Origin of the sequence: Nocardia sp. NPDC051030, from assembly GCF_040683015.1 — a bacterium.
Taxonomy (GTDB): Bacteria; Actinomycetota; Actinomycetes; order Mycobacteriales; family Mycobacteriaceae; genus Nocardia.
Genome location: NZ_JBFBCD010000002.1, coordinates 665,783 through 688,763 on the forward strand (window position 1 = coordinate 665,783; position 22,981 = coordinate 688,763).

The window sequence follows — 22,981 nt, forward strand, 5'->3', positions numbered from 1 at the left end:
GTGGGGTACACATCGAGTGACCTCGAGCAAGGTTCAGACTATCTGTGTCTCAGACACATTGCAATCGGTTCGCGGGAATTGAGGTGGCCGCGTGGATAATTCGGTCAGACCGTCGTGAGGATATCCCGGATGACATCCGACTTGAAGAAAGGTTCGACCCGCTTACGCACCAGTTCGGCGAATACGCCGTCCTGTTTGGCGATTTCGATGATCGGCGGTGCGTACCGGACGAATTCGTCGCGCAGGATTTCCGGAGTGAGCCCGACCTCCTTCCACAACCCGGCCACGGTGTAATCGCCGTAGTAGCTCAGCAGAATGTCGGCGGCATCGCCGACCAGCTCGGCCAGATAATCCTGATTCTTCACCGTGGTCGCCAGATCCAGGACCGCCCCGAGTAGTGCGCGCAGATCCTCGAGTTCGATGAATTCGCGCAGATCGCTGACCGGTTCATTGGCGAACAGGTCGTAGACCTCCATGGCCGCATCGGTCAGCGGCGTCTCCTTGATGACGGTCAGAATGGCGTGATTGGTGCGCTTCACCGCGTACTGCGCGGCGGCGGCTCCGGCCTCGCCGATGCGCTCCCCGAACGCCTTGTCACTCGCGCTGAACACCTTGCTGGCGGTCCGATCACCCAGGGCGAGAGCGGATCTCACCACCGGAATCTTCTCCGCCCGGCTGCGGGCGGCATCGGCCGCACCGGAGACGATTCGGTTCACGAAGGTGGCGGCGACGGTGCCGACCAGCGGGCTCTGCGCGAACCGGTCCAGCCCGCGCTCGAACATGGTGTGCATGCCGAGCACGGTGGCGACCAGATGAGCGACCCCGTCCCGATCCACCACATCGCCGAGCCGGAATTTGTCATTCGCCGCCAAATCGTAGATGGCGTCGGCCAGTGCGTCGAACAGTTGCCGATTCAACGCACTGCTATTGAGCAGCTCGATAATGGACAGCGTGGTCTGCTGCACCGCATTCCGGTCCAGCACCTCCGAAACCTTCATGGTCTCGGCGACCTGGAAGGCATCCCGCAGAATCGAATCGGAGTGTTCCACGAGCAGTTCACCGCTCACCTGATCGACAATGTATGCCACGGCGGCGTCCAGTAGCTTTTCCGAGATCGCGTCCACGGCGTTCTCGGTCTCCGCCACGTGCTTTGCCATTGGATATCCCCATTCGTTGCCAGAAAACAATGCCGGGGGCCGGTTCGAGGCCCGGCCTCCACCCCTGCCGAATGATTGTCTCAGACAGAAAGATTCGCCGCAAAGCGAGCTAACGCCCCGCCGCCCGGTCGCGTTTCTCGCGCAGCTGGTCCAGCCGGGTGTTCTGGTCATCCTGTTGCGATGCGGTGAGCCCCGACGCCTGGAAGGTGATGACCACCTGTTCCGCACCGCAGTCGCGATGTAGCCGCAGCGTCGATCCCGGTCCGATACTGAACCCGGGTTCGTTGAAGATCACCTGGTGGTCGAAATCCAGTGGCGTACTACAGGCATAGAAGAGATCCACGGTCCCGGCCGCGGAATCCGGGTTGTAGCAGCTGATCTCCAAGAACTGACCGGTCCGATAACTGTCGGAGCAATCGATCATGGCCAGTGAGCTATCGGGTTCGGCGACAGCGAGCCCGGAAGCCGTCATTCCGGCAGCGAGCAGTCCACCCGCCACCACAATCCAACCGGTGCGCCTCATACCGCGACTTCCTCCGCGGCCGCAGGCTTGCCCGGCTCGTCCACGGTATCCGTGCGGCTCTCATACTCGGCCAGCCCGATCCGCGCATGCAGCCGCTTCGCCCATCGCGGAGCCCACCAGCACCGGTCACCGAGAATCGTCATGATCGACGGCACCAGCAGCATGCGAATCACGGTGGCGTCCAGAATGAGCGCCACGATCATCCCGTAGGCGATGTACTTCATCAGCACCAGATCCGACAGCCCGAATGCCCCGGTCACCACGATCAGCACCAGCGCCGCCGCGGTAATGATGCCGCCGGTATGCGCCGTCCCGTACCGAATCGATTCCTGCGTGGACGCGCCGCGGTTCCGCGCCTCGGCCATCCGCGACATGAGGAAGATCTCGTAGTCGGTGGAGAGCCCGAAGATGATCGCGATGATGATCACCAGCACCGGGAAACTCAGAGGCTGCGGCGTGAAATTCAGGAGCCCCGCCCCGTGCCCGTCGTAGAACACGAACGACAGGAACCCCAGCGTGGCGGTCAGGCTGAGCGCGCTCACCACCACCGCCTTGAGCGGCAGCACGAACGAGCCGAAGGCCAGGAACATCATGATGAACGAGGCCAGCACCAGAATCAGCAGCAGCCAGGGCAGCCGGTGGATGACGCCGTGGATGGAATCCCGTTCCAGCACCGGCAATCCGGTCACGTACATGCGCACGCCCGCCGGTGGTGAAATGCCTCGCAGCCGGTCGATCACCGCATCGGCGGTCTTGGGATCGACCAGACCCGACTGATACACCTTGACGTTCACGCCGTCCTTGGCCACGCCATTGGAGAACGGCTTCTCGAAATCCCCGGTCCGCCCGGGCACCTGGTTCGCGGCCGCCACGATGGCACCGAGGGTGGCCCGATTCGCGCCCTCGATCACGAGCTTAATCGGCGACACCCGTTCCTTCGGGAACACCGCATCGAAACTCTGCTGCGCCGTGCGCGTGTCATTGCCCGGCGGCAAGTACTTCTCGGTCAGCCCGGCATACTCCACATGCAGGAACGGCAGGATCAGCCCGAGCAGCACCAGCATGATCGGATACGCCAGCAGCGCAGGCCGTTTCATCGCCCAGGTGGCCAGCCGCGACCAGAACGAGGCATCGATCTGCGCCGCGGTCCTGGTGCGCGAGAACCGCTTCAGCCCAAACGCGTCCACCCGCTTGCCGAGCACGCCCAACATGGCGGGCAGCACCGTAATCGACAGCAGCGCAGCCAGAATCACCGCGGTCAGCGCACCCAAGGCCACCGACCGCAGAAATGTCATCGGGAAGATGAGCACCCCCGCCACGCACACCACGATGATGGTGGCCGAGAACATGACCGTCCGCCCCGCCGTCGAAACCGTAATCCGCACAGCGTCTTCGGTGGATCGCCCCTCCGCGATCTCCTCCCGGAACCGGCTCACCATGAACAGCCCGTAGTCGATTGCCAGCCCCAGCCCGATGAGCGAGATGACCGCATCGGCGAACTGATGCACCTGCATCACCCCGGTGAGCATTTTCATCACGCCCCACGCGCCCGCGATGGTGAGCCCGCCCACGATCATCGGGAGCGAGGCTGCGATCACGCCCCCGAACACGAAGAACAGCACGATCGCCACCACCGGAAGCGCGATCATGTGCATGCGGTCGATATCGTGCTGCATGGTCAGCCCGACCGCGTCGGCCACCGGCACCCGCCCGGCGATCTGCACATCCAGCCCGGAAATGGTGAGCTTGTCGCGGATCTGGTGATAGAAGTCGACGCTGTCCTGATCGCCGGTGCCCTGCAACCCGATGCTCATGAAGGCGCGGGTCTTGGAGTCGTCGAGGAACCGGGTCTTGCCGAGGCTCCCGTTCCAGTACCCGCTGACGTCCTTGACCTGAGTCTTGTAGTCGTTCAACAGTTTCTGCGTCAGATCCCGCCCGCCCGACTCGATATCGGCGTCGGTGATGTGCCTACCGGACGGGGCGGTGAACAGCGCGATCACGTCGCCGTCAAAATCGCGTCCGAAGGTATCGTCCGCCAGCTCGGTGCCCTCCACCGATTCGCTGGTGTCGTCGAAGAAGCCCTGCGCGGTCAGCTTGTCCTGATAGCCGAGCCCGTACAGGCCCGAAACCCCCATCAGCGCAATGAATCCGACAATGACGGCGTAGCGGGCGCGATAGGTCCAGCGCCCCATCCAGTGGAACACGATCGGATCTCCCCTCGAATGCCCGCGGCTAGGCCGTGCAGGCTGGCGACTTGTAGTCGGTCTGGGCCAGAATCCCGCAGATCTCGCTGACCGGAATCTTCCATTCCCCGTTCACCGCGGTCAGATTCAGCGGGGCCGAGCGGCGATTGCCATTGCCGTCCTTGTCGAGCCAGAACTCCGCCTCGAGGGTGTCGCCATTGAGCACCACCGAGTCGGCCACCACGCCGAACTTGGCGTTCGGGTTCTCGGACAGGGCCTTCGACAGTTCGGGCAGGTCGCTGCGGAACTTCTCGCCGCCTTGCACGATCGCCAGCCGCTGATCGTCGGTGACCTGATGGCCCTTGCCGAACAGGTCCTGCAACTTGGTATTCAGCTGGTCGGCGGTGAGCGGCGTCGGCAGTGCGCCCTTTCCGGCTGTGGTGGCGGCCGCGCTGGTCGGCGCGACGGTGATGGTGACATCGCTGCTGCGGACATTGTCGGAGCCGCACCCCATGAGTGTCAGAGACAGTGCTGCTCCCACTGTTGCAATCGAGATCGCTGCTCCTAGACGCATTTTCATGTCCCCTCCAGTGTGATCGTGATCGCAAGTTGCGCTTTGATGGGTCGTGGGTCACAGTATGCTAACAACTGTCTCAGTCGGTGTGAACATTTTCTCGAGGAGGGCTGGTGGGTAGGTTGCACAAGCCGCGGGGGGCAACGCTGGGATACCTGTCGGCCGTCGTGCTGGCCGCGGTGCTGATCGGCGGCGGTGGCGGCCTGGCGCTCTGGTTCCGGACCCATCTCGGGGTACCGCCGCCGATCATCGTGGTGGCCGAGCAACCGGCGGCCTCGACCACCACGATCGTGCCGACCACCCGGCCGACCAAGACCACGACCGCCAAACCCGTTGTGCCGCCGGAGCAGATCCCGCCGCAGCTCCCGGACTCGGCCGCCTATACCGCGGCCGCGACGACCGCCATGCCTCCGTTCGTGAACAAGTCGGCCGACCACTACGGCTGGTTCAGTGGCGACGCGGTATCGGCGCGCTGCGACGAATGGAATCGGGCCACTGTCGTCGGCAGTACCGACGCCACGTTGTTCGTGGTGTGCGGGTCATATTTCAAGGCCTTCGAATTGGCCACGGGCACCCCGATCCGAACCGGGATCGCGGGTGGGGGTGGGAGCTGGTCCGGAACGGGCGCAGGCATTTCCATCGCACTGACCCAGAGTGCATTGACCATTGCCCACGACGGCCAAGATCCGGTCGTACAGGCGGTAATCGAATGGTGGACGCCCTAGCCATTCGGGCGATATCCGAAAACGCGGACAGCGTGGTCCGTTTCGAGTACATTGTCTCAGACAGTGTGGCGGGGAGGTCTACGATGCGGAATTTCGACGGCGTGGAAGGACTGGCATGAATGCGATGGCAGTCCAGGTGAGGCCGGATTCCGAATTGCCCGACGACCCGCAAGAGCCGCCGACAGCGGAAGAAACGAATTCCCAAGACGCACTGCGTCAAGCGGTGCCGCCGATCCTGCGCCCGCTGGTCTCGCTGGCACTGTGGGCGTGGAACACCCTGATCGGCTCGATCGGCACCTTCGGCCGTCTCGTGCTGCTGGCCTGCGACTCGGTCTACGGACTGGTCCGCGACATCGTGAAACTCAACCATCCGTGGCGCGAAACCCTCACGCAGGCCTGGTTCATGATGAGCGTCTCCGGCTGGCCCGCCATTCTCATCTCCGTGCCGCTCGGCGCGATCATCCAGATCCAGGCGGGTTCGCTCGCCGCGCAGGTGGGGGCCACCTCGCAGGCCGGGGCCGCGGGCGGGCTCGGCGTGATCCGCCAGGCCGCACCCATGGTCGCGGGCATTCTCATGGGCGGCGCGGTGGGCGCGGCCGTGGCGGCCGACCTCGGGGCCCGCAAGATTCGCGAGGAGATCGACGCGATCCGGACCTTGGGCATCAACCCGAATCATCGTCTCGTCGCCCCGCGGCTGGCCGCCATGTTCATCGTCGGCCCGCTCATGTGCATCCTGGTGGTGTTCGTCGGCATGTCGACCATCTACTCGATGACGCTGATCCAGGGCGGTGTGCCGGGCGCGTTCTTCAATTCCTTTGCGGCCTTTGCCAGTACGACCGATCTGCTCATCGCGATCATCAAGACCGTCATCTTCGGGATTCTCGTCGTGCTGGTGGCCAGTCAGCGCGGATTCGAGGCGTCCGGCGGCCCCAAGGGTGTGGCCGACTGCGTGAACGCCACCGTCGTACTCGGCGTGATGACCACCTTCGCCGCGAATGTGCTCATCACCCAGCTGCTATCCATCTGGTTTCCCGAGAACTTGGGGATGTAAATGGTTGTGCCGTCCAAATTTCGTGCGTGGGGTGCACATTCGGTCCAGCGGGCCGACAATGCCCTCGCGCCGCTGGTGGGGCTCGGCCACCAGTTCGCCTTCGCCTATCACGTCCTGCGCGCCATCCCGCGCACGATCAAGCGGTATCGCCGCCAGATCGGCGTTGTATTCATGGATATCGGCTGGGGGAACGGCCGGATCATCGTGGGCGGTGGCACCGTCGGCGTCGTGGTGTTCATGGGACTGATGACCGGGGCCATGATCGGCATCGAGGCCTTCCGGGTGCTGGACATGCTGGCCATGGGACCGCTCACCGGTTTCATCTCCTCCTTCGCCAATACCCGTGAACTCGCGCCGCTGGTCGCCGCCATCGCCTTCGCCGCGCAGGCGGGCTGCCGCATTACTGCCGAGATCGGGTCCATGCGCATCTCCGAGGAGATCGACGCACTGGAAGCGACTGCGGTGGAACCGATTCCGTTCGTCGTCACCACACGCGTGATCGCGGGCGTGCTGATCGTCATCCCCGTCTACCTGGCGTCGCTGGCGTGCAGCTATTTCTCCACGGCGTTCTTCATCAAGGTGGTGCACGGCCAGGCGGGCGGCACTTACGACCACTATTTCCAGGCCTTCCTGAACCCGAAGGACATCTTCCTGTCGCTGTTCAAGGCCGTCGTGTTCGTCATCGTGATCATCCTGGTGCACTCCTACTACGGCTTCTACGCCTCGGGCGGGCCGGAGGGCGTCGGGGTCGCCTCCGGTCGCGCCATCCGCGCCAGCCTGGTGCTGGTCGTGATCCTGGATCTGACGCTGACCACCGCGCTGTGGGGTGCCCTCGTCAGTGATATTCGAATTACGGGATAGCCCATGGGAACTGCCAAATATCAGGCCATCAACGGGCGCGGTCCCAAACCCTGGCAGCTGCTCCTCACCGGAGTCGTCGGCGCGGTGGTATTGCTGATCGGTTCGCTCGTCTTCACCAACTACGCCAAGGGCGGTTTCACGCCGCAGTTCACCCTGAATGTCGAGGCCGAGCAGGTCGGTGAGGGCATTGTCGAGGGCGCGGACGTCAAGATGGACGGTTTGCGCATCGGCACCATCGCCAAGGTCGAAAGCCGTGGCGCGCAACAGCAATTCCTGCAACTCACGGTGCAGCCGGAGGACGCGAAGTTCCTCGCCGACAATATGCAGGCGCGGTTCGTCTCCTCCAACACGCTCGGCATGACCGCGCTGGAGCTGTTCTATCTCGGTCCGCGCGGTAAGGCGCTGGCCGATGGCGCGACCATCACGCTGCCCAAGGACAGCAAGACGGTCACCGTCACCTCGGTGATCCGCATGGTCGGCGATCAACTCGGCAAGATCGATACCGGACCGGTCGGGCGGATCGGCAAGGTGCTGTCATTCGAGGGCAGCGCCGAGGGCATCGGCAAGATGATCGCCACCGCCATCGATATCGGGCGCATGAAGGTCGGCAATGGCGACATGCTGGTGGCCGGTGATCCGCGGCCCGGGCTGCAACAGGGGGCGGACTTCAGCGCCGATCTGTCGAGCACGGCGCGAGATGCGTTGCAGCTCTTCCGGGATCAGGCCGCCCGGATCTCATTCCTGACCGACCGGCACGAGGACCTGGAGGCGATCGTCTCCGTGGTCGCCAAGGTGATCGGTGACGCCATCTACATCTTCCCGCAGCCAGGGTTCGCCTCCCTGCTCGACGCGCTGCTGAGCATCGTCACCCCGATCAGTTCGGTCACCGGCGGGCTGACCAGCTTCTACAACCGTATTCCGATGCTGCTTGACCGGATCGACAAGGCGTTCGTCGCCAATCCGGACGGGTCGGTATCACTGAAATTGCAACTGCTGCTCGCGGGACTGCCGTACCTCGGCGGTGACCCCAAGGTGGTCGCGGCCGGACCGCAGTCGGTTCCCGCCGCGCCGGTGCTGCCGGGGTTGCCCGCGATTCCGGGACTGCCGATTCCGGCCGGACTGTTCGGCACGCAGGGAGGGGATCGATGAAATCCGTTCGCAGCGCGGCGATCCGGCTCGGGGTGGTCGCCGTCGTCATCATGGTCATGGGTGTCTTGATCTGGACCGCACTGCAGACGCCGGTGAAGGGGGAGGTCCGCGGTTTCTCCACGCATATCTCCGATGTGTCCGGCCTGAAGAAGGGTTCGGACGTGCGCATGGCGGGTGTGCAGGTCGGCAAGGTCACCGCCATCGAACTCGATGGCGCGGTCGCCTATGTGGAGTTCACTGTCGCCGAGGGACAACAGGTTTACGACAATACCGAGGTCTCGGTGCTGTTCTCCTCCCTGGTCGGCGACCGCTACCTGGCGATACAGCAGAAGGTCGCGCCCGGAAAGGCGCTGAAGCCGGGAGCCTCCATCCCGATCGAGCGCACGCACGGATCCTTCGACATCTCAGAGCTTTTCGATGCGGTGCGGCCCATCTTCGACACCCTGTCCTCCGGTTCGGTGGACAAGTTCCTGGAGAACCTGCTGCTGGTGGTGTCCGGTGACGGGCGTGGCCTGGGGCCGGTCATGGACAGCCTGAACCAGATCATCGCGGTGGCCTCCAATCAGGAACCGGTGGTCACCCTGCTCGCCGACAATATGTCCGGGCTGCTGAACCGCTTTCAGGGCCAATCACCCAAGATCGACAGCATGATCGACCAGGTCCTCGGGCTGGTCGACTACATCTACGGCAAGCTCGACTCGCTCAAAGACCTGATCACCCATGCGATTCCGGGCCTGAACGCGGCAATGCCGCTGCTGGACAAGCTCGCCGGGATCTACTACGACAATTTCCCCGGCATGGAGGGGCTCTACAACCAGCAGCTCGGCCCGAACATGGTGAATTTCATCCGGCAGACCCTGGCCGCGGTGCCGCTGGCCATGCAGACCCTCAATGGGCTGACGTTGGAGCCGAAGGCGGGGGAGCGCTGGAGCTGCCTGAGCGGGCTGCCGATCCCGACCACGATTCTGATGGGCGTCGAACGCATGGGGGAGTGCAAGTGAATCTGCCCGGGGCGACCATGGCACTGAACCGCGTGCCATTTCCACGAATAGCATTGCCGCGCTTCACTATACGCAGTGCACCCGCGCAGAACAGGTTCGAATTCCGGATCGGCATCGCCGCCATCCTGGCGACGGTGGCCGCGCTGGTCGCCGCGGTCGGGGCCTTCGTCATACCGTTCGGCGAGACCGTGTATCGCGCCGAGTTCGGCAGTTCCGGCGATGTGCGGGTGGGCGATGACGTCCGGGTCGCGGGCATCTCACTGGGCAAGGTACGGCATGTGACGCTGGTCGGCGATCACGCCGAGATCGCCTTCGGGCTCGACAGCAAGGTGAAGGTCGGCGTCGATTCGCGGGTGGTCGTCAAGCTGCTCACGCCGATCGGCGGTCGCTACATCTCCGTCGAACCGGCCGGGAACGACACCGCCGCCGGAAAAATCATTCCGCGCGCGCACACCAAGACGCCCTACGATCTCGCCGCCGTCATGGAGAACGTGACGCCGTCGCTGGCCGCCATCGACGCGGGCAAGCTGCGCGAGACCTTCGCCAAGCTGGCCGGGGCCTTCGAGGAACAGCCTGCCGCCCTGAACGGAATCCTCAATAGCGTCAACAGCTTGTCGACCATCATCGTGCAGCGGCGCACCGAATTCTCGCGGGCCCTGGATGTCGCCAAGGAGTACTTCGAGACGCTCATGAACAAGCTGGACCGCGTCCAGCTCGCGGGGCAGCATGTGCTCGACATCTACCGGGTGGTCGCGGCCGACCGGGACGGCCTGGTGGGCCTGGTGGCGCAGATCCGGCGGGCATTCGACTACGTCACTCCGCTGTTCTCCTTCGCCCAGAACCAGCTTGGCCCGGCGCTGGAGCCGCTCTACGACACCATCGACAAGTCGGTCGCCGAGCTGGTCTCCAATACCGATGCGCTGAACAGCATCAATCAGAACCTGGCGCAGCTGTTGCAGTGGTTCGCGCGCAACTCCGACAACCCCTATGTGCGAGTCGACCAGTCGGGAGCCACCATCACCGATACGCCGCTGTGCCCGCACGGAAAGCCCGGGTGCTGAGGATGAGCATGCGAAATCCCTTGCGCGCCTTCCGAGGCCGGATATTCCCGCCCACCCGTAAGGGCCGGATCCGGGCCGTGCTGGTCGTGATCGCAGTGGTGATGGGCCTGATCGTGGCCGTCACCGGCAAGGAGTACTACGACAGCGCCACCGAGCCGATCGCCGTCTGCGCCGAATTCCGGGATGCGGTAGGGCTTTACGAGGGCAATAAGGTCACCATGCTCGGGATCCAGATCGGGAATGTGGTGTCGATCGAACCGCGCGAGGACGGCGTGCTCGTGCGGATGACCGTGGACCGCAACGTGCGGCTGGCGCAGAACCTCGGCGCGATCACCATTGCCAATTCGATCGTCACCGATCGCCGGGTCGAACTCGGGCCCGCCTACTCCGGCGGCGGCACCTTCGATTATCGCAACTGTATTCCCAAGGACCGCACCAAGACTCCGGTCGGCTTCACCGAGGCCATGCGCGCGGTGGCGAATTTGTCCGAGGATCTCACCGGCAAACCGCACGACGCTCCGCTGCAGGAGAAGGAACCGACTGTGCTGGGCGACTCGCTCACCCGCATCGCCCAGCAGGTGCACGACAATGCGGTGCCGCTCAATGGGGCCATCCGCAATGTGTCCGACATTCTCGGGGATTCGGCGGCGGGCGCGAACTACCTGATGGGCGCGGTGCTCAAGGAGTTCCGCAAGATCAGCGAGAACCTGGATCAGGGCACCGGTGATGGTGAATTCCTGATCGATGCCACCACCGACGCGCTCAATATCGTCAATCGGATCGGCCCGGACCTGGTCGGGATAGTCGGCGACCTCGCGGTGTGGGTACCGCCGCTGATGAATCTGCTCATCTACAAGTGGATCAAGCCGATCATGGCGGGCATGGACGGCCTCATGCCGGTCATCTTCAAGATGCTCGATCAGGTACCGAGCTTCGTCGACTTCCTGAACAACATCCCACCCGCGCTCCAGGGCGCGGCCAAACTGTTCGACCAGAACCTCGGCGCGGGCACATTGCAGTTCGTGCCGCCCAGCTTCCGCATCGACCCGGCACTGGCACGGGAGGTGTGCTCGGTGGCCAAACCCTGGTACGCGCCGTGCAATCGCACCTTCGCGGACGGCGACACCGTGGATCTGGGCCTGGTGCAGCTCATGCTGTCGGCGGCAGGGGGGAAGTGATGACCATGCGCGGCAAGGGATTCGGTGCGAAACGCTGGGGCGCGGCGGTGCTCGGCGCGGTGACGGTGGCCTCGGTCGCGGGATGCTCGGTGCGGCCGCTCGACCTGCCGCTGCCGGGCACCACCTACGGCAAACCCACCTATGAGGTGCAGGTCGAATTCGGCAATGTGCTGTCACTGCCGCTGAAGACCAAGGTGGAACTCAATGGCGCGCAGGTCGGCGTCGTCGATTCGGTCAAGGTCCGGTCGCGGCCGGATGCGAATGTGCCGGAGCTGGCGGCAGATCAGCAGCCCTACTATCAGCCGACCGCCATCCTGGCCATCGACAAGAACGTGCACCTGCCCGCCGAGACCAAAGTGGAAATGGCGCAGCAGACGCTGTTCGGTGACACCTTCGTCAAATTGACTCTCCCGGAGAAGCCTTCGGGTCGGATGCTCTCGCAGGGCAGCGTCATTCCGATCACCCAGACCAAACAACCCAGCACCGTCGAGCAGTACATGACCTCGGTCGTCAGCTGGGTCACCGGCGGCAATATCCCATTCGTGCAGACCTTCGTGAGCAGCGTCAACCAGGCGTTTCCGGCGGATTCCGGGGATTTCAAGGACTTCATGGCGAAGCTGTCGGTGTCCATCGAACGGATCGGCCAGAGCACCGGGCAGTTGAGCGCAATCCTGAACAATGCCACCGCCGCGCTGGATACCTTCCGGCAGGCCGAGGACGTGTGGAAGTTCGTGTTCCAGGATGCGCCGGTGCTACTCGACGTGGTGCAGAAGGTCCTGCCGGACGTCATGCACTTCGTCGACTCGCTGCGCGACATCTCCAGCTGGGCCGGTAGCTATCTGATCGACCCGAATAATCCGCGGGTGAAGTGGCGCAATACCACCGTCAATCGATTCCTCGACGTGTGGACGCCCCTGGCGCAGGCCGTCATTGCCACACCGAATCAAATTCCGCGCACGCTGGAGGCGGTCAACGCGCTGCTGAATAACCGAATCGTGCCATTCCTGTCGGCGCGCGGGCTGCCCTCCTTCACCATCGCCGATGTGGTGCCGCAGACCTCGCCGACATTGCTCACCGGCGATCCCGAGGCCGACGCCCGCATTGTGGCGGCCAATGAACAGGGCTTCCGCGATCGGGTGAGCCCGATCCTGAAACTGGTGGGGGTGACGCGATGACCCGCAAGATCATGGCCTCGGGGCTCGCGATGCTGATCATGGCGGTCAGCGCCACGCTCTACCTCACCTACGGGGTATTCGACTTCAAACCCGGTGCGAGCACCTATTCACTCACCGTGTTGCTGCCCAATTCCGGTGGGCTGATGGAGACTTCGCCGGTCACCCTCAATGGATTGCAGGTCGGCAAGGTGCGCGGACTGGCGAAATCCGAGCGCGGTGTGAGTGCGCGCATGGAGGTCGAATCGACCTACAAGATTCCAATGGATGCCACCGTGACCGTCGCGAATCTGTCCGCCATCGGTGAGCAGTACATCAACTTCGCGCCCAAAACCGCTGCGGGACCGTACTTCCGCGATGGCGCGCTGGTGCCCGCCGAACAGGTCGTGCAACCGCTGACCATCGCGCGGGCACTCGGCGGGGTGCAGGGCGTGATGGCGCAGATCAATCCGGACAGCATCAGTCGGATTCTCTCCGGGGCCGATATCGCCATCGCGGATGTCGGGCCCAGCATCGAGAAGCTGGTGAACTCCGGCAGCATGTTCGCGACGACGCTGCGGCAGAACCGGGAACTCATTCAACGGCTGCTCAACTTCTTCGCCAGCGCCTCGGCCGAATCCACCGGTAATCGGCTGCTGCTCTTGCGGGAGAGCGCCGAACGATTGGCGCGCACCATGGCTCCCGAACTGCCCGCGCTACTGGATCAATTCATCAGCATCACCGAGGAAAGCGGTGGGCGGCAGGTGATTCCGTTCGTCTCGCTGGGGCAGCGGTTGATGAATTACCTCCAGGTTCTCATCGGGAAAACCGGTCCGGCGCTGGAAGTCATCCGGCCGTATCTGCTCGATCCGCTGGAAAAGTTGGACGCCGATCCGGGCAAGGCCATGGACGGGCTGCTGGCCGCATTCCCGGAGACCGGGGGATTCCGGCTGCTCGTCGATATTCCGCACTAGGAGGGGTACGAATGACGTCTCGATGGAAAGAATGGAGCGAGCGCGGAATACCGATTCCGCTGCTCGGGCTGGCCGCCATGCTGCTCGCGGTGGCGACCGTGGTCGGGATGCTGAGCTACCGCAACTGGGATATGTCGAGCCGCAATGATGATCTGTCCGGCAGCCTCGCCGACTATCGGCGCAAGGAAGCCGACTGCACCGCCGCCATTGCCGCGGCTACCGATTTCCTCCTGGCCGCCAATAACTTCGACTACCGCAAGCCGGAGGAGTGGACGCAGAAGATGGCCGCGCTGACCGCCGGACCAATCCACGACTACTTCGCCGATACCACAGTGGCACAAGACAATACCCAGCTGATCAAGGCCGGAAAACTGCACAAATCCAGCACCGTCGCCGACGCCGCCTGCGCGGCCCAGACCGACAAGAGCATCCGAGTGGTCGCCCAGCTCAATGAGAGCACCGAGAACTTCCAGACCACCGACGCGGTCAAAACCACCTCCGCCGTCTGGGCCGAGCTCTCCCACGACTCCGGAACCTGGAAAACCGTCGACTCCGGCCGCGGCGACCAGGCCCTGCGCGGCGACCTCGCCGCCACCCAGGCCCCCGGCCCCACCCAAGCCAACCAACCGCGATAGGAGGCGCTGACAATGCCGACCACAAAGCAGGAAACCGTCAGCAGCGCAGCAGACGACGCGGAGCCGACCACCACCGAACAGATCGAATCGGAGGAGGTCGAGTCGGCGGAGGGGAGTGACTCGGCCGTCTCCGGAAAGGGCACCTCGGGCAAGCGATCTCGACCGGCCGGTACCGCCGGAGCGGACGGCAGCCGATCCCGTCGTCCGGTGGCGTCGGGATCGAAACACCCTGCGCGGCAACGTTCCTGGAAGGATCGGGAGATCGCCGTGACCCGGCAACGGCTGATCGCGGCAGCCGTCGCGGCCACCCTGCTGCTGGGTGGAATCGGAGGAGTCTGCGGCTATTTCGCGCTCGCACGCAGCCAGGCGGCCGCCGACATATCCTCGGCCCAGTCCCAGGCCGCCGACCGCGACGCCGCCTCGAAGGCGGGTTCGGAATTCCTCACCACCATGTTCACCGTCAATGACGGCAGCCTCGACCGCTGGGACAGCGCCGTACTCGCGGGCACCACCGACTCCATGCACCAACAACTCGCCCAATGGCGCACCGTCCTGGAAAAGCTCATCAAGTCTCACCTCGAAATGAGCAGCACCATCAAGGACATCGGCGTTGTCTCCCAATCCGGCGACGCGGTGACCCTCCTCGCGGTCATCGAATCCACCGGCCGTACCAACCCGGACAGCGCCGACCCCGGCACCAGCACCAGTGCCGCCCTGGTCGACATGCGCAGAATCGATGGCCATTGGAAGGTCTCCGGCTACGGCCCCGCGGGCGGCGTCCCCTCCGCCCCAGCCGCGACCACGGCACCGACCACCGATGCTCCCGCACCCGACCAAACCCCGCGCTGATCCGCGAAAGGACGAATCTCATGAAGACAGCAGAGAAGCCCACCGCGGACGCGAACGAAGAGGTGGCCGACGTTGCCGAGAAGAAGGCCGCCGCTATTCGCCGGGGGATCGGCGTTTCCGTCCGGATGCCCGTCGCGCTTGCCGCGGCGGTGGTTGTTGCCGTGGCCGCGCTCGCGCTCGGGATTGGGGCATGGCATTTCGCTGATGCCCGTGGTGATCTCCGGCAGACCGCTGCCAGGTTCGACACTCAGGCCGCTGATCGAGACGCCGCGCTGAGGGCCGGGGCCGGGTTTCTGGCCACCGCGTACACCGTGGACGCGGTGAACGACAAAGGGATGTCGAAGTGGAACACCGCCATGACGGCGGCTACCACCGACACCCTCAAAGAGCAGGTGCGACAGACCAAAGCGTTGCTCAGCCTGCTCACGGAGGCCGATGCCAGCATGACCGGAGCGGTATCCGAGTCGGCGGTGATCAGCCAGAACGACACTCTGATTCGCATGCTCGCCGTGGTGAAGCTGACGGGGAAGGCTCCCGGACAAGGCGATCCCACCACCGGGTCGGTCACCGAGTACGTCGACCTCATGAAGGTAGACGGACAGTGGAAGGTGTTCGGGTACAAGGATATTGCGAGCAAGACCGGTCCGGGTCAGCCCGACGCCGGGCTACCCGGACTGCCTGCCACCCAGCCGACCGCTGGGAAGTAGGCCGCATTTGGTGTGCTGTATTGCGTTGCCGTGCATACCTATTGTCAACTGTCTGAGACAATGTAATCTAGAGTGATCGAGCCGGGCGTCGGCTCCGCTGGACATCGAGGGGGCGTTGATGACTGCTCGGGCCATCTCTCGGGGTCATGCCCCGGAATCGGTGACATATGAACTGCGTGGCCGGGCCGGTCTCGCTCTACGCATTGCACATCCATTGTCCCGCACTGTAATTCGGCGCGGAATCGATACGTTGGTATGGGCAGGGGGAAAGAAGCCGTTCCACGGACGGAAGCAGATCTTCGCGCCCGTCGAGCTGGCCGATCCGCTCGCTCGTGTGCTGGTCCCGCCGCGCGGCACCCACACCCGGCTGGTGCGCTTCGAGAATTTCCGGGCCGAATGGGTGTGGAATCGCAATACCGTGGACCCGGAGCGGGTGCGCGACGCCGCGATTCTGTACTTCCACGGCGGCGGGTTCGTGGCCTGCGGGCTCAATACGCACCGGCGGCTGGTGGCGCGGATCGCCCGCGAAAGTGGAATGCCGCTGTTCAACGTGGACTACCGGCAGCTGCCCTGGGCGCATATCACCGACACCATCGAGGATTGCGTGGCCGCCTACCGGCATCTGCTGGCCCAGGGATTCGAGGCCGAACGCATTATCGTGGCGGGCGATTCGGCGGGTGGCGGCCTGGCCTTCACCACCGCGCTGGAGGCGCGCAATCGGGGGCTGCCGATGCCCGGTGGCATCGTCGCCATCGCGCCGTGGGCGGACCTGGATTCCACCGACAAGCTTGCCCATCCGAACAATCGACTCGACCCATTCCTCTCCGGTGAAGCGCTGGCGATTCCGGCGAGTTGGGGCTTCGCCGTGGATGGCAGGCTCGATCCGATCTGGTCGCCGGTAAATCGCGACTTCAGCGGTATGCCGCCGGTGCTCATTCAGATCGGGTCCACCGAGGTGCTGCGGTCCGATGTCGACAAGCTGGTCGCACGCTGTGCCGAGGCGGATGTGCAATGTCAAGTTCAGGTGTGGGACAAGGCGATTCATGTGTTCCAGGCCGCCGCCGACATTCTTCCCGATGCTCGCGCGGCCATCCGCGAGATCGGCGAATTCACTCAGCGCATAGTTCACGGAGAAGTTGCTCCGTGGCTCGCGCGGAGACCACGGCTGCGGGAGCGCATGTTCCGCCGCCGCAAAGCTGCCTAACGGTCGTCTTCCTTCAGGCACAAGGCGATTGAGGCAGGAGGCGGGTAGGCTCACGACTGTGCCTTTGATAGGGACAAGGGAATCCGGGCCATCGATATGAAGGCAGGAACGCAACTGTGCCGAAATCCATGACTCCCTTCGAATTGTTACGCGAACTCGAACCGGTCGCCGAATCCAATCTCGACCGGCATCTATCCACGGCCAAAGACTGGCATCCGCACGATTACGTGCCCTGGGACGAGGGCCGCAATTTCGCGGCCATGGGCGGAATCGATTGGGAGCCCGAACAATCCAGGCTGGGCGATGTGGCACGCGCGGCCATGATCACCAACCTCCTCACCGAGGACAATCTGCCGTCCTATCACCGCCTCATCTCGACCGCCTTCTCCCGTGACGGAGCCTGGCGCACCTGGGTGGACCGCTGGACCGCCGAGGAGAACCGGCACGGCATCGCGCTGCGCGACTATCTCGTGGTCACCCGCGGCGTCGACCCGGTCGAGCTGGAGGAAGCCCGGATGGCCTGCATGATGCAGGGCGTCGACAATCCGAACGGCACCGGCGACCACAGCGTGCTGCCCGGCGTCGCCTATGTGACCTTCCAGGAGCTGGCCACCCGCGTCTCGCACCGCAATACCGGCCGCGCCTGCGAGGATCCGATCGCCGACCGCCTGCTCGCCCGCATTGCCTCGGACGAGAACCTGCACATGGTCTTCTACCGCAATATCTGCGGCGCGGCCTTGGACCTGGTCCCCGATGAGGCCCTCGATGCCATCTCGATGGTGATCCGCAACTTCCGCATGCCCGGCGCGGGCATGCCCAACTTCCGCCGCAATAGCGTCCTCATCGCCAAACACGGCATCTACGACCTGCGCCAGCACCTCGAGGAGGTGATCGAGCCGGTGCTGAAGAAGTGGAACATCTTCGACCGCAATGACTTCACCGCGCGCGGTGACCGCATTCGCGATGAACTGGGCGCACACCTCGAGCAATTGCGCGCGGACGTCCTGCGCTTCGAGGAGCAGCGCGACCGCTCCCTGGCCCGCGACGCGGCCCGCCGCGAACGTCAGTCCGTCTAACCGAACCGCCGGACCTGTGGATATCCCTCGGGTTGTCCACAGATTCGCTCGCCACCCGTCACGAACCCCGCGCAGCCGCTAGTCTTCGCATCGAAGAAGGGGGTCGGCATGGGGGACATGCTGCAAGCAGACATAAACGCGCTCCGCGCCATGGCAGCAGCCATTCGCGCCGAAGCCGATTCGATAGCCGTCATCGATCCGGTGGACCTGATCGCCAGAGTCGGTCTCGCCATGCCGAACTCCGCCATAGGTACGGCCGCCGCCACCGCCGGGGCACCCCTACTCTCTGCCTACCAAGGCATGGGTGAGCGCCTACGCGCCCTTTCCGACGCGGCCGACCGCAGCACCACCACCTACGCGGAAGCCGACCGCGAATTCGCCGACCAACTGGACGAATACCTGCCGTCGTCACCGCGCTGACTCGACCGGCCCGGCGGCATTGATCCGCCGGATCGGAGCTGCTCGCCCACTGCGCACGATGCTCACCCGTGGCCAAGCCGTGGTTGTCGGGCCGCCGGTCGCAGTTGCGCGCGTGGCTGGCTGATGTCCGGCAAGGCATTTCGGCCGCAATGGCGAGCAGGGTGGAGTAGTGGGAGGAGGGCGTGTGGCGAGGGCGAGCATGTCGCAGGTGCGGAAGTGGCGCCCGGAGATGGCGGCTGTCGCGAGTGATGGTGTGGTGGCGGCAAATCTGAGGTTCGAGGCCGCCATGCATCAAGTGGGGCGGCAGGTGGATGACGTATTGATGGGCTGGCGGGGGGAGACCGGGGCGGCGGCATCATTGCGAGCACTGGAATCACAGTTGGCCGCTAACCACCTCGCGGCCGCTGTTCTCGGGATTGCCGATGCGCTGGCGGACGCCGGGGCGCTGGCGGGGGTGTGTGCGGCGGTCACCGAGATCGAGCGGGAGGCCGTGGCCAATGGGTGCGTTGTCACTGAGGAAGGGATCGTGACCGCACCTCGGGCCGATACCGGGAATCCCGCAGTGGATTTGGTGCTGCAAGCGTGCTTCGACGGGAAAGCGCTGACCATGCAGGCTCGGCTGGAGGCGTTGCTCGACTGTGCCGGGGAGGTGGATCAGCGGGTGGGCGCTCGGCTTTCCACCGCCGTGGCGGAGTTGGTGAGGTTGCGGGCGGAACCTCAGGGCGGTGGGTTGAGTGCGGTCGTTGTGGACGTCATCGACGGGCGGGCCTTTCTGCCGGACGATCCGAAAGCGTTGTGCGCGTTGTGGGAATCGCTGAGCCCGGCGGATAGGGATGCGCTGTTCGCCTACGATCCGGCAATGGGGAATCGGGACGGGATTCCGGTGGTGGCCAGGGACTTCTACAACCGGCGCGAGCTGGAGCGACTGGATGCGGCGGCCCGCGCCGAACTCGGACGGCTCGATGCGCTGCATCCCGAGTCGGAGTGGGTGGATCGGCCGCCGACCACGCCGCGAGAGTGGATTCAAGTCTTGGACTGGGACGCTGCCCGTCGCGCCGCGCGGCGAAGCATGGCCGAGTATGCGGCGGTCGAGGAGCAGACCCGACCGGCCGCTTCGCCCCGTTTCCTGCTCGCCGTCGACGAGCGCGGCCACGGCGCGATCGCCCTCGGCAATCCCGATGCCGCAGGTAATCTCGCCACCTTCGTGCCCGGCACCGGCTCGGCGCTGGACACCATAGGTTCCGGAGTCGCTCGCGCGCAGGCATTGTCGAACTCGGCGGCCAAGGCGGATCGGCATGCCCGCACGTCGGTCGTCGCCTGGTACGGCTATGACACCCCGCCGGGATTGGAGGCGGCGACGCTGGACGCCTTCGCCGACGAAGCCGCGCCCGCCCTCGACCATTTCGAGGATGGGCTGCGTGCCACGCATGAGGGCCTGCCCGCGCACAACACCGTGGTCGGCCACAGCTACGGCACCATGGTGATCGCCGCCGCGGCCGCACACGGTAATTCGCTCGCGGTCGACGACATGATCTTCGCGGGCAGTCCGGGCGTCGAGTTGAACGATGTGACCGAACTGCGGATGGACCGCCTACCGCCGGACCGCAATGGCGAGCATGTCTTCGTCACCGCCGATCCGGCCGATCCGGTGCCGGTCCTCGGGCGCTACGTCCACGGACCGGATCCGGCCGATCCGGCCTTCGGCGCGACCGTCTTCGCCTCCTCCGGCGCGAGCCTCGATCTACCGGTGCTGCGCGACGTCCCCTGGGATCCCCGAGCGCACGGAAACTATTGGAACTCGGACAATCCGGGCCTCGCAACCCAAGGCGAGATCATTGCCGGTGCCTATAACCCCAAGTAACGAAGTGACCGAAACCGCAGCGAGTGGCACCAAATCTATTGGTTGCGGGGTCATTGCGGGTAGGTATCTGTGGATGTTCTGGGCGTTGGACCAACTTTGGTCTGAAACGGTTGGCTTCATGCTAGGGTTTCCGGGAGGAGTGGCTGGAAATCGGAGACAAATGCGCACCGAGAACATTAATCGTAAGTTCAAACTGCATGACGAGCGCAGGATTGCCGCCCAACTTCCGGAGCAGCTTCAGGGTTTAGATGTCGTCGGTTTCGTCCGTGTTGATGAGTTTCCGGAAGAGTTGCTGAATTCTTTCGGGGAATTCGCGAGCGCCTCGATTGCGCCGCATGCCCGCATCTATCGCAATGCTCAGCCGAACCGCATCGATGCCTGGTTGCTCGAACTCCTGCGGCAGGCCCGGATCGGCGATCGCTTCTTCCTGCGCACCGGGCTGGAGTTCTTTGCCTGGGCGGATTGTCGGGTTCTGGATCATCGTTGGCTCGAATCCCTGCGCCGGGTAATCGGCCCGAATCAGGGATTCATTGCGCACGATAAGAATTCGGCGGCCATGACGATCGGCGCGCAGTACGAAATGCTGGGGTTTTACCGGGGCACCGATCTCACCCCCGTTCCGGCCGCACCGCTCGCGCCTCCGACGGCCCCGCTCGCGCCGCTGACCGCCGACCCGCTCGCCGGACCGGCTCCGGCCCAGCGTCCCGAGGAAGCGCAGACCGCCCGGCTCACCGGTGTGCCGGTGCAGCTTCCGGACGAGCGGACCACCCGGCTCATTACCGGCCCGGCTCCGGTTCAGATTTCGGATGAGCAGACCGTGCGACTCACGAGCCCGCCGCCTGCGACTCCGGCCGATGACCTGGAAGCGACCGTGCTCATCACGCGGATCGCTGCCGATACGCCGATGCGGCCGCGGGAAAACGGCGAACAGTAGCCGATCGTTCAGTAGCCGAACGCCGATCCGGCCGCCGGAGAACAGCGATCAGTAGCCGATCGTTCGGTATCCAACGGTTCGGTACCCGATCGTTCAGTATCCGATAGTGAAGCGGCGCTGGACGAATCGCGGCAACTCGGCCTCATCGACCAGCGCCACGGCCGCATCCTCGTATGAGATGCGGCTGGTTCCCTCGGCATCGAAGAGGGGCTGATCGCCGCCTACCCGGTAGCGACCGGTCCGTTCGCCCGGGGCGATCTGCATGGCCGGGCTGAGGTAGGTCCAGAGCCGATTCGAGGTGCGCAGGGTATCGAGCGCGTCGCGATGGCCCTTCACGGCGACGGCGTATTCGCCCGGCAGTCCCAGCTTTTCGAGTTGCTCGCCGAGTTGTGCGGTATCGAGGTCGGCGGGGGTGCGGCCCGGTTCGGATTCCAGACTGCCCGCGCCGCCCATCACGATCAGCCGGGTGCGCGGATGAGTGTCGAGGGCTTTCAGCAGCGATCGCGCCACGGTCGCGTACACCGTCGGATCGGCGATCGACTGCTTCACCGTGGCCTCGAAATCCTCCGCGGAATTGCCGGGTTGGTAGCAGCTGATCAGGACATCGAGGCCGGGGAGATGGGCCGCGATGGAATCCGGGTCGAAGGCGTCCACGCTCGCCCAAGTCACGTTGGAAGGCTCGGCCTTCACCTTCGCGTTCTCGGCCTCGGCGCGCTCGGCGCTGCGAGTGAAGGCCTTGATGTGGTGCCCGCGGGCGACGGCCTCGACGAGCGTGCGCTGCCCGATATTGCCTGTGGCGCCGATGATTCCGATGAACATGGGGTGCTCCCGATGCGATTGTTTGGTACGACGTGAGAAATCTATACGGTGTGAAGTATTTTGACAATGCTGAGTAATCTCACGCTGCTGTAGAGTTGCGTCCGTGAGTAGCGCGGTGGTGCCGACCAGGCGGGAGCGACGGCGTTCCGAGACGACGGCCGAGATCAAAGAGGTCGCCCTGCGGCTCATGGCCGCCGGGGGTCCCGGCGCGATCACCCTGCGCGCCATCGCCCGTGAGATGGGCATGACCGCCAATGCGGTCTACAGCTACTTCGCCACCCGCGACGACCTGGTCACCGCACTGATCGCCGATGTCTACGCCGACCTCGCCGACGCTGTGGAAGCCGCCCGCGACGCACTTCCGGCCTCGGATGCCGCCGGTCGGATCATGGCCTGGGCCTGCGCTTTCCGGGAGTGGGCGCTGGCCAACCCGCAAGGCATTCGGCTGATCTACAGCGACCCGGTTCCGGGTTATCAACCACCCGAAGGCGGAGCCGCGCCCGATGCCGAACATCGGGTGTGCGCGGGGCTCACCGGACTTGCCGCGGGCGCCTGGCCGTCAGCCGAACTGCTCTACGCCGGTACCGAATTCGACTGGTCGGACTTCGACCCCGCGCTCGCCGACGAAGTGCGCCGCGACTTCCCGGATCTTCCGCCGACCGCCATTGCCATCGCGCTGCGGATCTGGGGGCGATTGCACGGGCTGGTTTCCTTGGAGATCCTCGGCCATCTGGGTTCCCAGACCACCAATCCGGCCAAGCTGTATCGGACCGAGGTCCATCACTTGATCAGTGGACTGGGGTTGACGCCGCCGGACTAGGCGCGTGGCGCGTCGCAGGTGAACCGGGGGAGAGCGGCCTACGTTGTTCCTGGTATCCCCGGAACAGT

23 protein-coding genes are annotated in these 22,981 nt (G+C 64.7%); 18 read left to right on the forward strand and 5 right to left on the reverse strand.

The genetic code is table 11. The features are described 5' to 3' along the window. Window positions 1-104: 104 nt before the first annotated feature. From AB0N05_RS07725 to AB0N05_RS07740, 4 genes are all read right to left on the reverse strand, one after another. Window positions 105-1,157: a hypothetical protein gene (locus AB0N05_RS07725; RefSeq protein WP_364688793.1), complete on the reverse strand. Its 1,053-nt coding sequence runs from the start codon at window positions 1,155-1,157 to the stop codon at window positions 105-107. Window positions 1,158-1,266: 109 nt separating this feature from the next. Further along, entirely contained in the window at window positions 1,267-1,680 is a 414-nt protein-coding gene (locus AB0N05_RS07730; RefSeq protein ID WP_364688796.1) for a hypothetical protein, read from the reverse strand. Then, window positions 1,677-3,884, reverse strand: coding sequence for an MMPL family transporter (locus AB0N05_RS07735; protein WP_364688798.1), 2,208 nt, complete (start codon window positions 3,882-3,884; stop codon window positions 1,677-1,679). Before AB0N05_RS07735 ends, AB0N05_RS07730 begins: the two co-directional genes overlap by 4 nt. A 28-nt stretch (window positions 3,885-3,912) precedes the next feature. Continuing rightward, the gene (locus tag AB0N05_RS07740; RefSeq protein ID WP_364688801.1) at window positions 3,913-4,404 is read right to left on the reverse strand and encodes a hypothetical protein; all 492 of its coding nucleotides are present in this window, start codon (window positions 4,402-4,404) and stop codon (window positions 3,913-3,915) included. Window positions 4,405-4,550: 146 nt separating this feature from the next. Here AB0N05_RS07740 and AB0N05_RS07745 point away from each other — a divergent pair, with 146 nt between their 5' ends. The 17 genes from AB0N05_RS07745 to AB0N05_RS07825 all read left to right on the forward strand — a co-directional run bounded on the left by AB0N05_RS07745 (window position 4,551) and on the right by AB0N05_RS07825 (window position 21,274). After that, window positions 4,551-5,162 (forward strand): hypothetical protein, encoded by a 612-nt coding sequence (locus AB0N05_RS07745; RefSeq protein ID WP_364688804.1) that lies wholly within the window; start codon window positions 4,551-4,553, stop codon window positions 5,160-5,162. Between the two features lie 115 nt (window positions 5,163-5,277). Next, window positions 5,278-6,213 carry an ABC transporter permease gene (locus AB0N05_RS07750; protein WP_364688807.1) on the forward strand — a complete coding sequence of 312 codons (936 nt, stop codon included), beginning with the start codon at window positions 5,278-5,280 and terminating at the stop codon, window positions 6,211-6,213. Further along, window positions 6,214-7,074, forward strand: coding sequence for an ABC transporter permease (locus tag AB0N05_RS07755; protein ID WP_364688810.1), 861 nt, complete (start codon window positions 6,214-6,216; stop codon window positions 7,072-7,074). Between the two features lie 3 nt (window positions 7,075-7,077). Then, on the forward strand, window positions 7,078-8,223 hold the full coding sequence (locus AB0N05_RS07760; protein ID WP_364688813.1) for an MlaD family protein: 1,146 nt from the start codon (window positions 7,078-7,080) through the stop codon (window positions 8,221-8,223). Then, complete coding sequence (locus AB0N05_RS07765) at window positions 8,220-9,224, forward strand: MlaD family protein (RefSeq protein ID WP_364688816.1); 1,005 nt, start codon at window positions 8,220-8,222, stop codon at window positions 9,222-9,224. The genes AB0N05_RS07760 and AB0N05_RS07765 overlap by 4 nt, the downstream gene beginning before the upstream one ends. Next, entirely contained in the window at window positions 9,221-10,285 is a 1,065-nt protein-coding gene (locus tag AB0N05_RS07770; protein WP_364688819.1) for an MlaD family protein, read from the forward strand. The genes AB0N05_RS07765 and AB0N05_RS07770 overlap by 4 nt, the downstream gene beginning before the upstream one ends. A gap of 2 nt (window positions 10,286-10,287) precedes the next feature. Next, window positions 10,288-11,463 (forward strand): MlaD family protein, encoded by a 1,176-nt coding sequence (locus tag AB0N05_RS07775; RefSeq protein WP_364688822.1) that lies wholly within the window; start codon window positions 10,288-10,290, stop codon window positions 11,461-11,463. Then, window positions 11,463-12,638 (forward strand): MlaD family protein, encoded by a 1,176-nt coding sequence (locus AB0N05_RS07780; protein WP_364688825.1) that lies wholly within the window; start codon window positions 11,463-11,465, stop codon window positions 12,636-12,638. Before AB0N05_RS07775 ends, AB0N05_RS07780 begins: the two co-directional genes overlap by 1 nt. Next, window positions 12,635-13,588, forward strand: a complete 954-nt coding sequence (locus AB0N05_RS07785) for an MlaD family protein (RefSeq protein ID WP_364688829.1) — start codon at window positions 12,635-12,637, stop codon at window positions 13,586-13,588. Before AB0N05_RS07780 ends, AB0N05_RS07785 begins: the two co-directional genes overlap by 4 nt. A gap of 11 nt (window positions 13,589-13,599) precedes the next feature. Next, on the forward strand, window positions 13,600-14,223 hold the full coding sequence (locus AB0N05_RS07790; RefSeq protein WP_364688831.1) for a hypothetical protein: 624 nt from the start codon (window positions 13,600-13,602) through the stop codon (window positions 14,221-14,223). Between the two features lie 12 nt (window positions 14,224-14,235). Further along, window positions 14,236-15,072, forward strand: a complete 837-nt coding sequence (locus AB0N05_RS07795) for a hypothetical protein (RefSeq protein ID WP_364688834.1) — start codon at window positions 14,236-14,238, stop codon at window positions 15,070-15,072. Between the two features lie 20 nt (window positions 15,073-15,092). Beyond that, complete coding sequence (locus tag AB0N05_RS07800; RefSeq protein WP_364688836.1) at window positions 15,093-15,779, forward strand: hypothetical protein; 687 nt, start codon at window positions 15,093-15,095, stop codon at window positions 15,777-15,779. Window positions 15,780-16,029: 250 nt separating this feature from the next. After that, window positions 16,030-16,983 carry an alpha/beta hydrolase gene (locus AB0N05_RS07805; protein WP_364688839.1) on the forward strand — a complete coding sequence of 318 codons (954 nt, stop codon included), beginning with the start codon at window positions 16,030-16,032 and terminating at the stop codon, window positions 16,981-16,983. A 116-nt stretch (window positions 16,984-17,099) separates the two neighbouring features. Beyond that, window positions 17,100-18,059 carry an acyl-ACP desaturase gene (locus tag AB0N05_RS07810; protein ID WP_364688842.1) on the forward strand — a complete coding sequence of 320 codons (960 nt, stop codon included), beginning with the start codon at window positions 17,100-17,102 and terminating at the stop codon, window positions 18,057-18,059. 108 nt (window positions 18,060-18,167) lie between these two features. Beyond that, window positions 18,168-18,479, forward strand: a complete 312-nt coding sequence (locus AB0N05_RS07815) for a UDP-glucose 4-epimerase (protein WP_364688845.1) — start codon at window positions 18,168-18,170, stop codon at window positions 18,477-18,479. Between the two features lie 208 nt (window positions 18,480-18,687). Beyond that, window positions 18,688-20,340, forward strand: coding sequence for an alpha/beta hydrolase (locus AB0N05_RS07820; RefSeq protein ID WP_364688848.1), 1,653 nt, complete (start codon window positions 18,688-18,690; stop codon window positions 20,338-20,340). A gap of 4 nt (window positions 20,341-20,344) precedes the next feature. Beyond that, a complete protein-coding gene (locus tag AB0N05_RS07825) occupies window positions 20,345-21,274 on the forward strand; it encodes a hypothetical protein (protein ID WP_364688851.1) in 930 nt (309 codons plus the stop codon). A 93-nt stretch (window positions 21,275-21,367) separates the two neighbouring features. Here the strand turns inward: AB0N05_RS07825 and AB0N05_RS07830 are convergent, their stop codons facing one another. After that, on the reverse strand, window positions 21,368-22,093 hold the full coding sequence (locus AB0N05_RS07830) for an NAD(P)H-binding protein (RefSeq protein ID WP_364688854.1): 726 nt from the start codon (window positions 22,091-22,093) through the stop codon (window positions 21,368-21,370). A gap of 103 nt (window positions 22,094-22,196) precedes the next feature. On the opposite strand from AB0N05_RS07830, the gene AB0N05_RS07835 reads away from it, so the two are divergent. Then, a complete protein-coding gene (locus tag AB0N05_RS07835; RefSeq protein WP_364688857.1) occupies window positions 22,197-22,913 on the forward strand; it encodes a TetR/AcrR family transcriptional regulator in 717 nt (238 codons plus the stop codon). Window positions 22,914-22,981 lie beyond the last annotated feature (68 nt).

Coding starts and splice junctions, on each gene's coding strand:
- AB0N05_RS07775 (WP_364688822.1), top strand. CDS start 10,288: ATGAGCATGCGAAATCCCTTGCGCGCCTTCCGAGGCCGGATATTCCCG.
- AB0N05_RS07760 (WP_364688813.1), top strand. CDS start 7,078: ATGGGAACTGCCAAATATCAGGCCATCAACGGGCGCGGTCCCAAACCC.
- AB0N05_RS07830 (WP_364688854.1), bottom strand. CDS start 22,093: ATGTTCATCGGAATCATCGGCGCCACAGGCAATATCGGGCAGCGCACG.
- AB0N05_RS07765 (WP_364688816.1), top strand. CDS start 8,220: ATGAAATCCGTTCGCAGCGCGGCGATCCGGCTCGGGGTGGTCGCCGTC.
- AB0N05_RS07780 (WP_364688825.1), top strand. CDS start 11,463: ATGACCATGCGCGGCAAGGGATTCGGTGCGAAACGCTGGGGCGCGGCG.
- AB0N05_RS07755 (WP_364688810.1), top strand. CDS start 6,214: ATGGTTGTGCCGTCCAAATTTCGTGCGTGGGGTGCACATTCGGTCCAG.
- AB0N05_RS07785 (WP_364688829.1), top strand. CDS start 12,635: ATGACCCGCAAGATCATGGCCTCGGGGCTCGCGATGCTGATCATGGCG.
- AB0N05_RS07725 (WP_364688793.1), bottom strand. CDS start 1,157: ATGGCAAAGCACGTGGCGGAGACCGAGAACGCCGTGGACGCGATCTCG.
- AB0N05_RS07815 (WP_364688845.1), top strand. CDS start 18,168: ATGGGGGACATGCTGCAAGCAGACATAAACGCGCTCCGCGCCATGGCA.
- AB0N05_RS07790 (WP_364688831.1), top strand. CDS start 13,600: ATGACGTCTCGATGGAAAGAATGGAGCGAGCGCGGAATACCGATTCCG.
- AB0N05_RS07800 (WP_364688836.1), top strand. CDS start 15,093: ATGAAGACAGCAGAGAAGCCCACCGCGGACGCGAACGAAGAGGTGGCC.
- AB0N05_RS07750 (WP_364688807.1), top strand. CDS start 5,278: ATGAATGCGATGGCAGTCCAGGTGAGGCCGGATTCCGAATTGCCCGAC.
- AB0N05_RS07795 (WP_364688834.1), top strand. CDS start 14,236: ATGCCGACCACAAAGCAGGAAACCGTCAGCAGCGCAGCAGACGACGCG.
- AB0N05_RS07730 (WP_364688796.1), bottom strand. CDS start 1,680: ATGAGGCGCACCGGTTGGATTGTGGTGGCGGGTGGACTGCTCGCTGCC.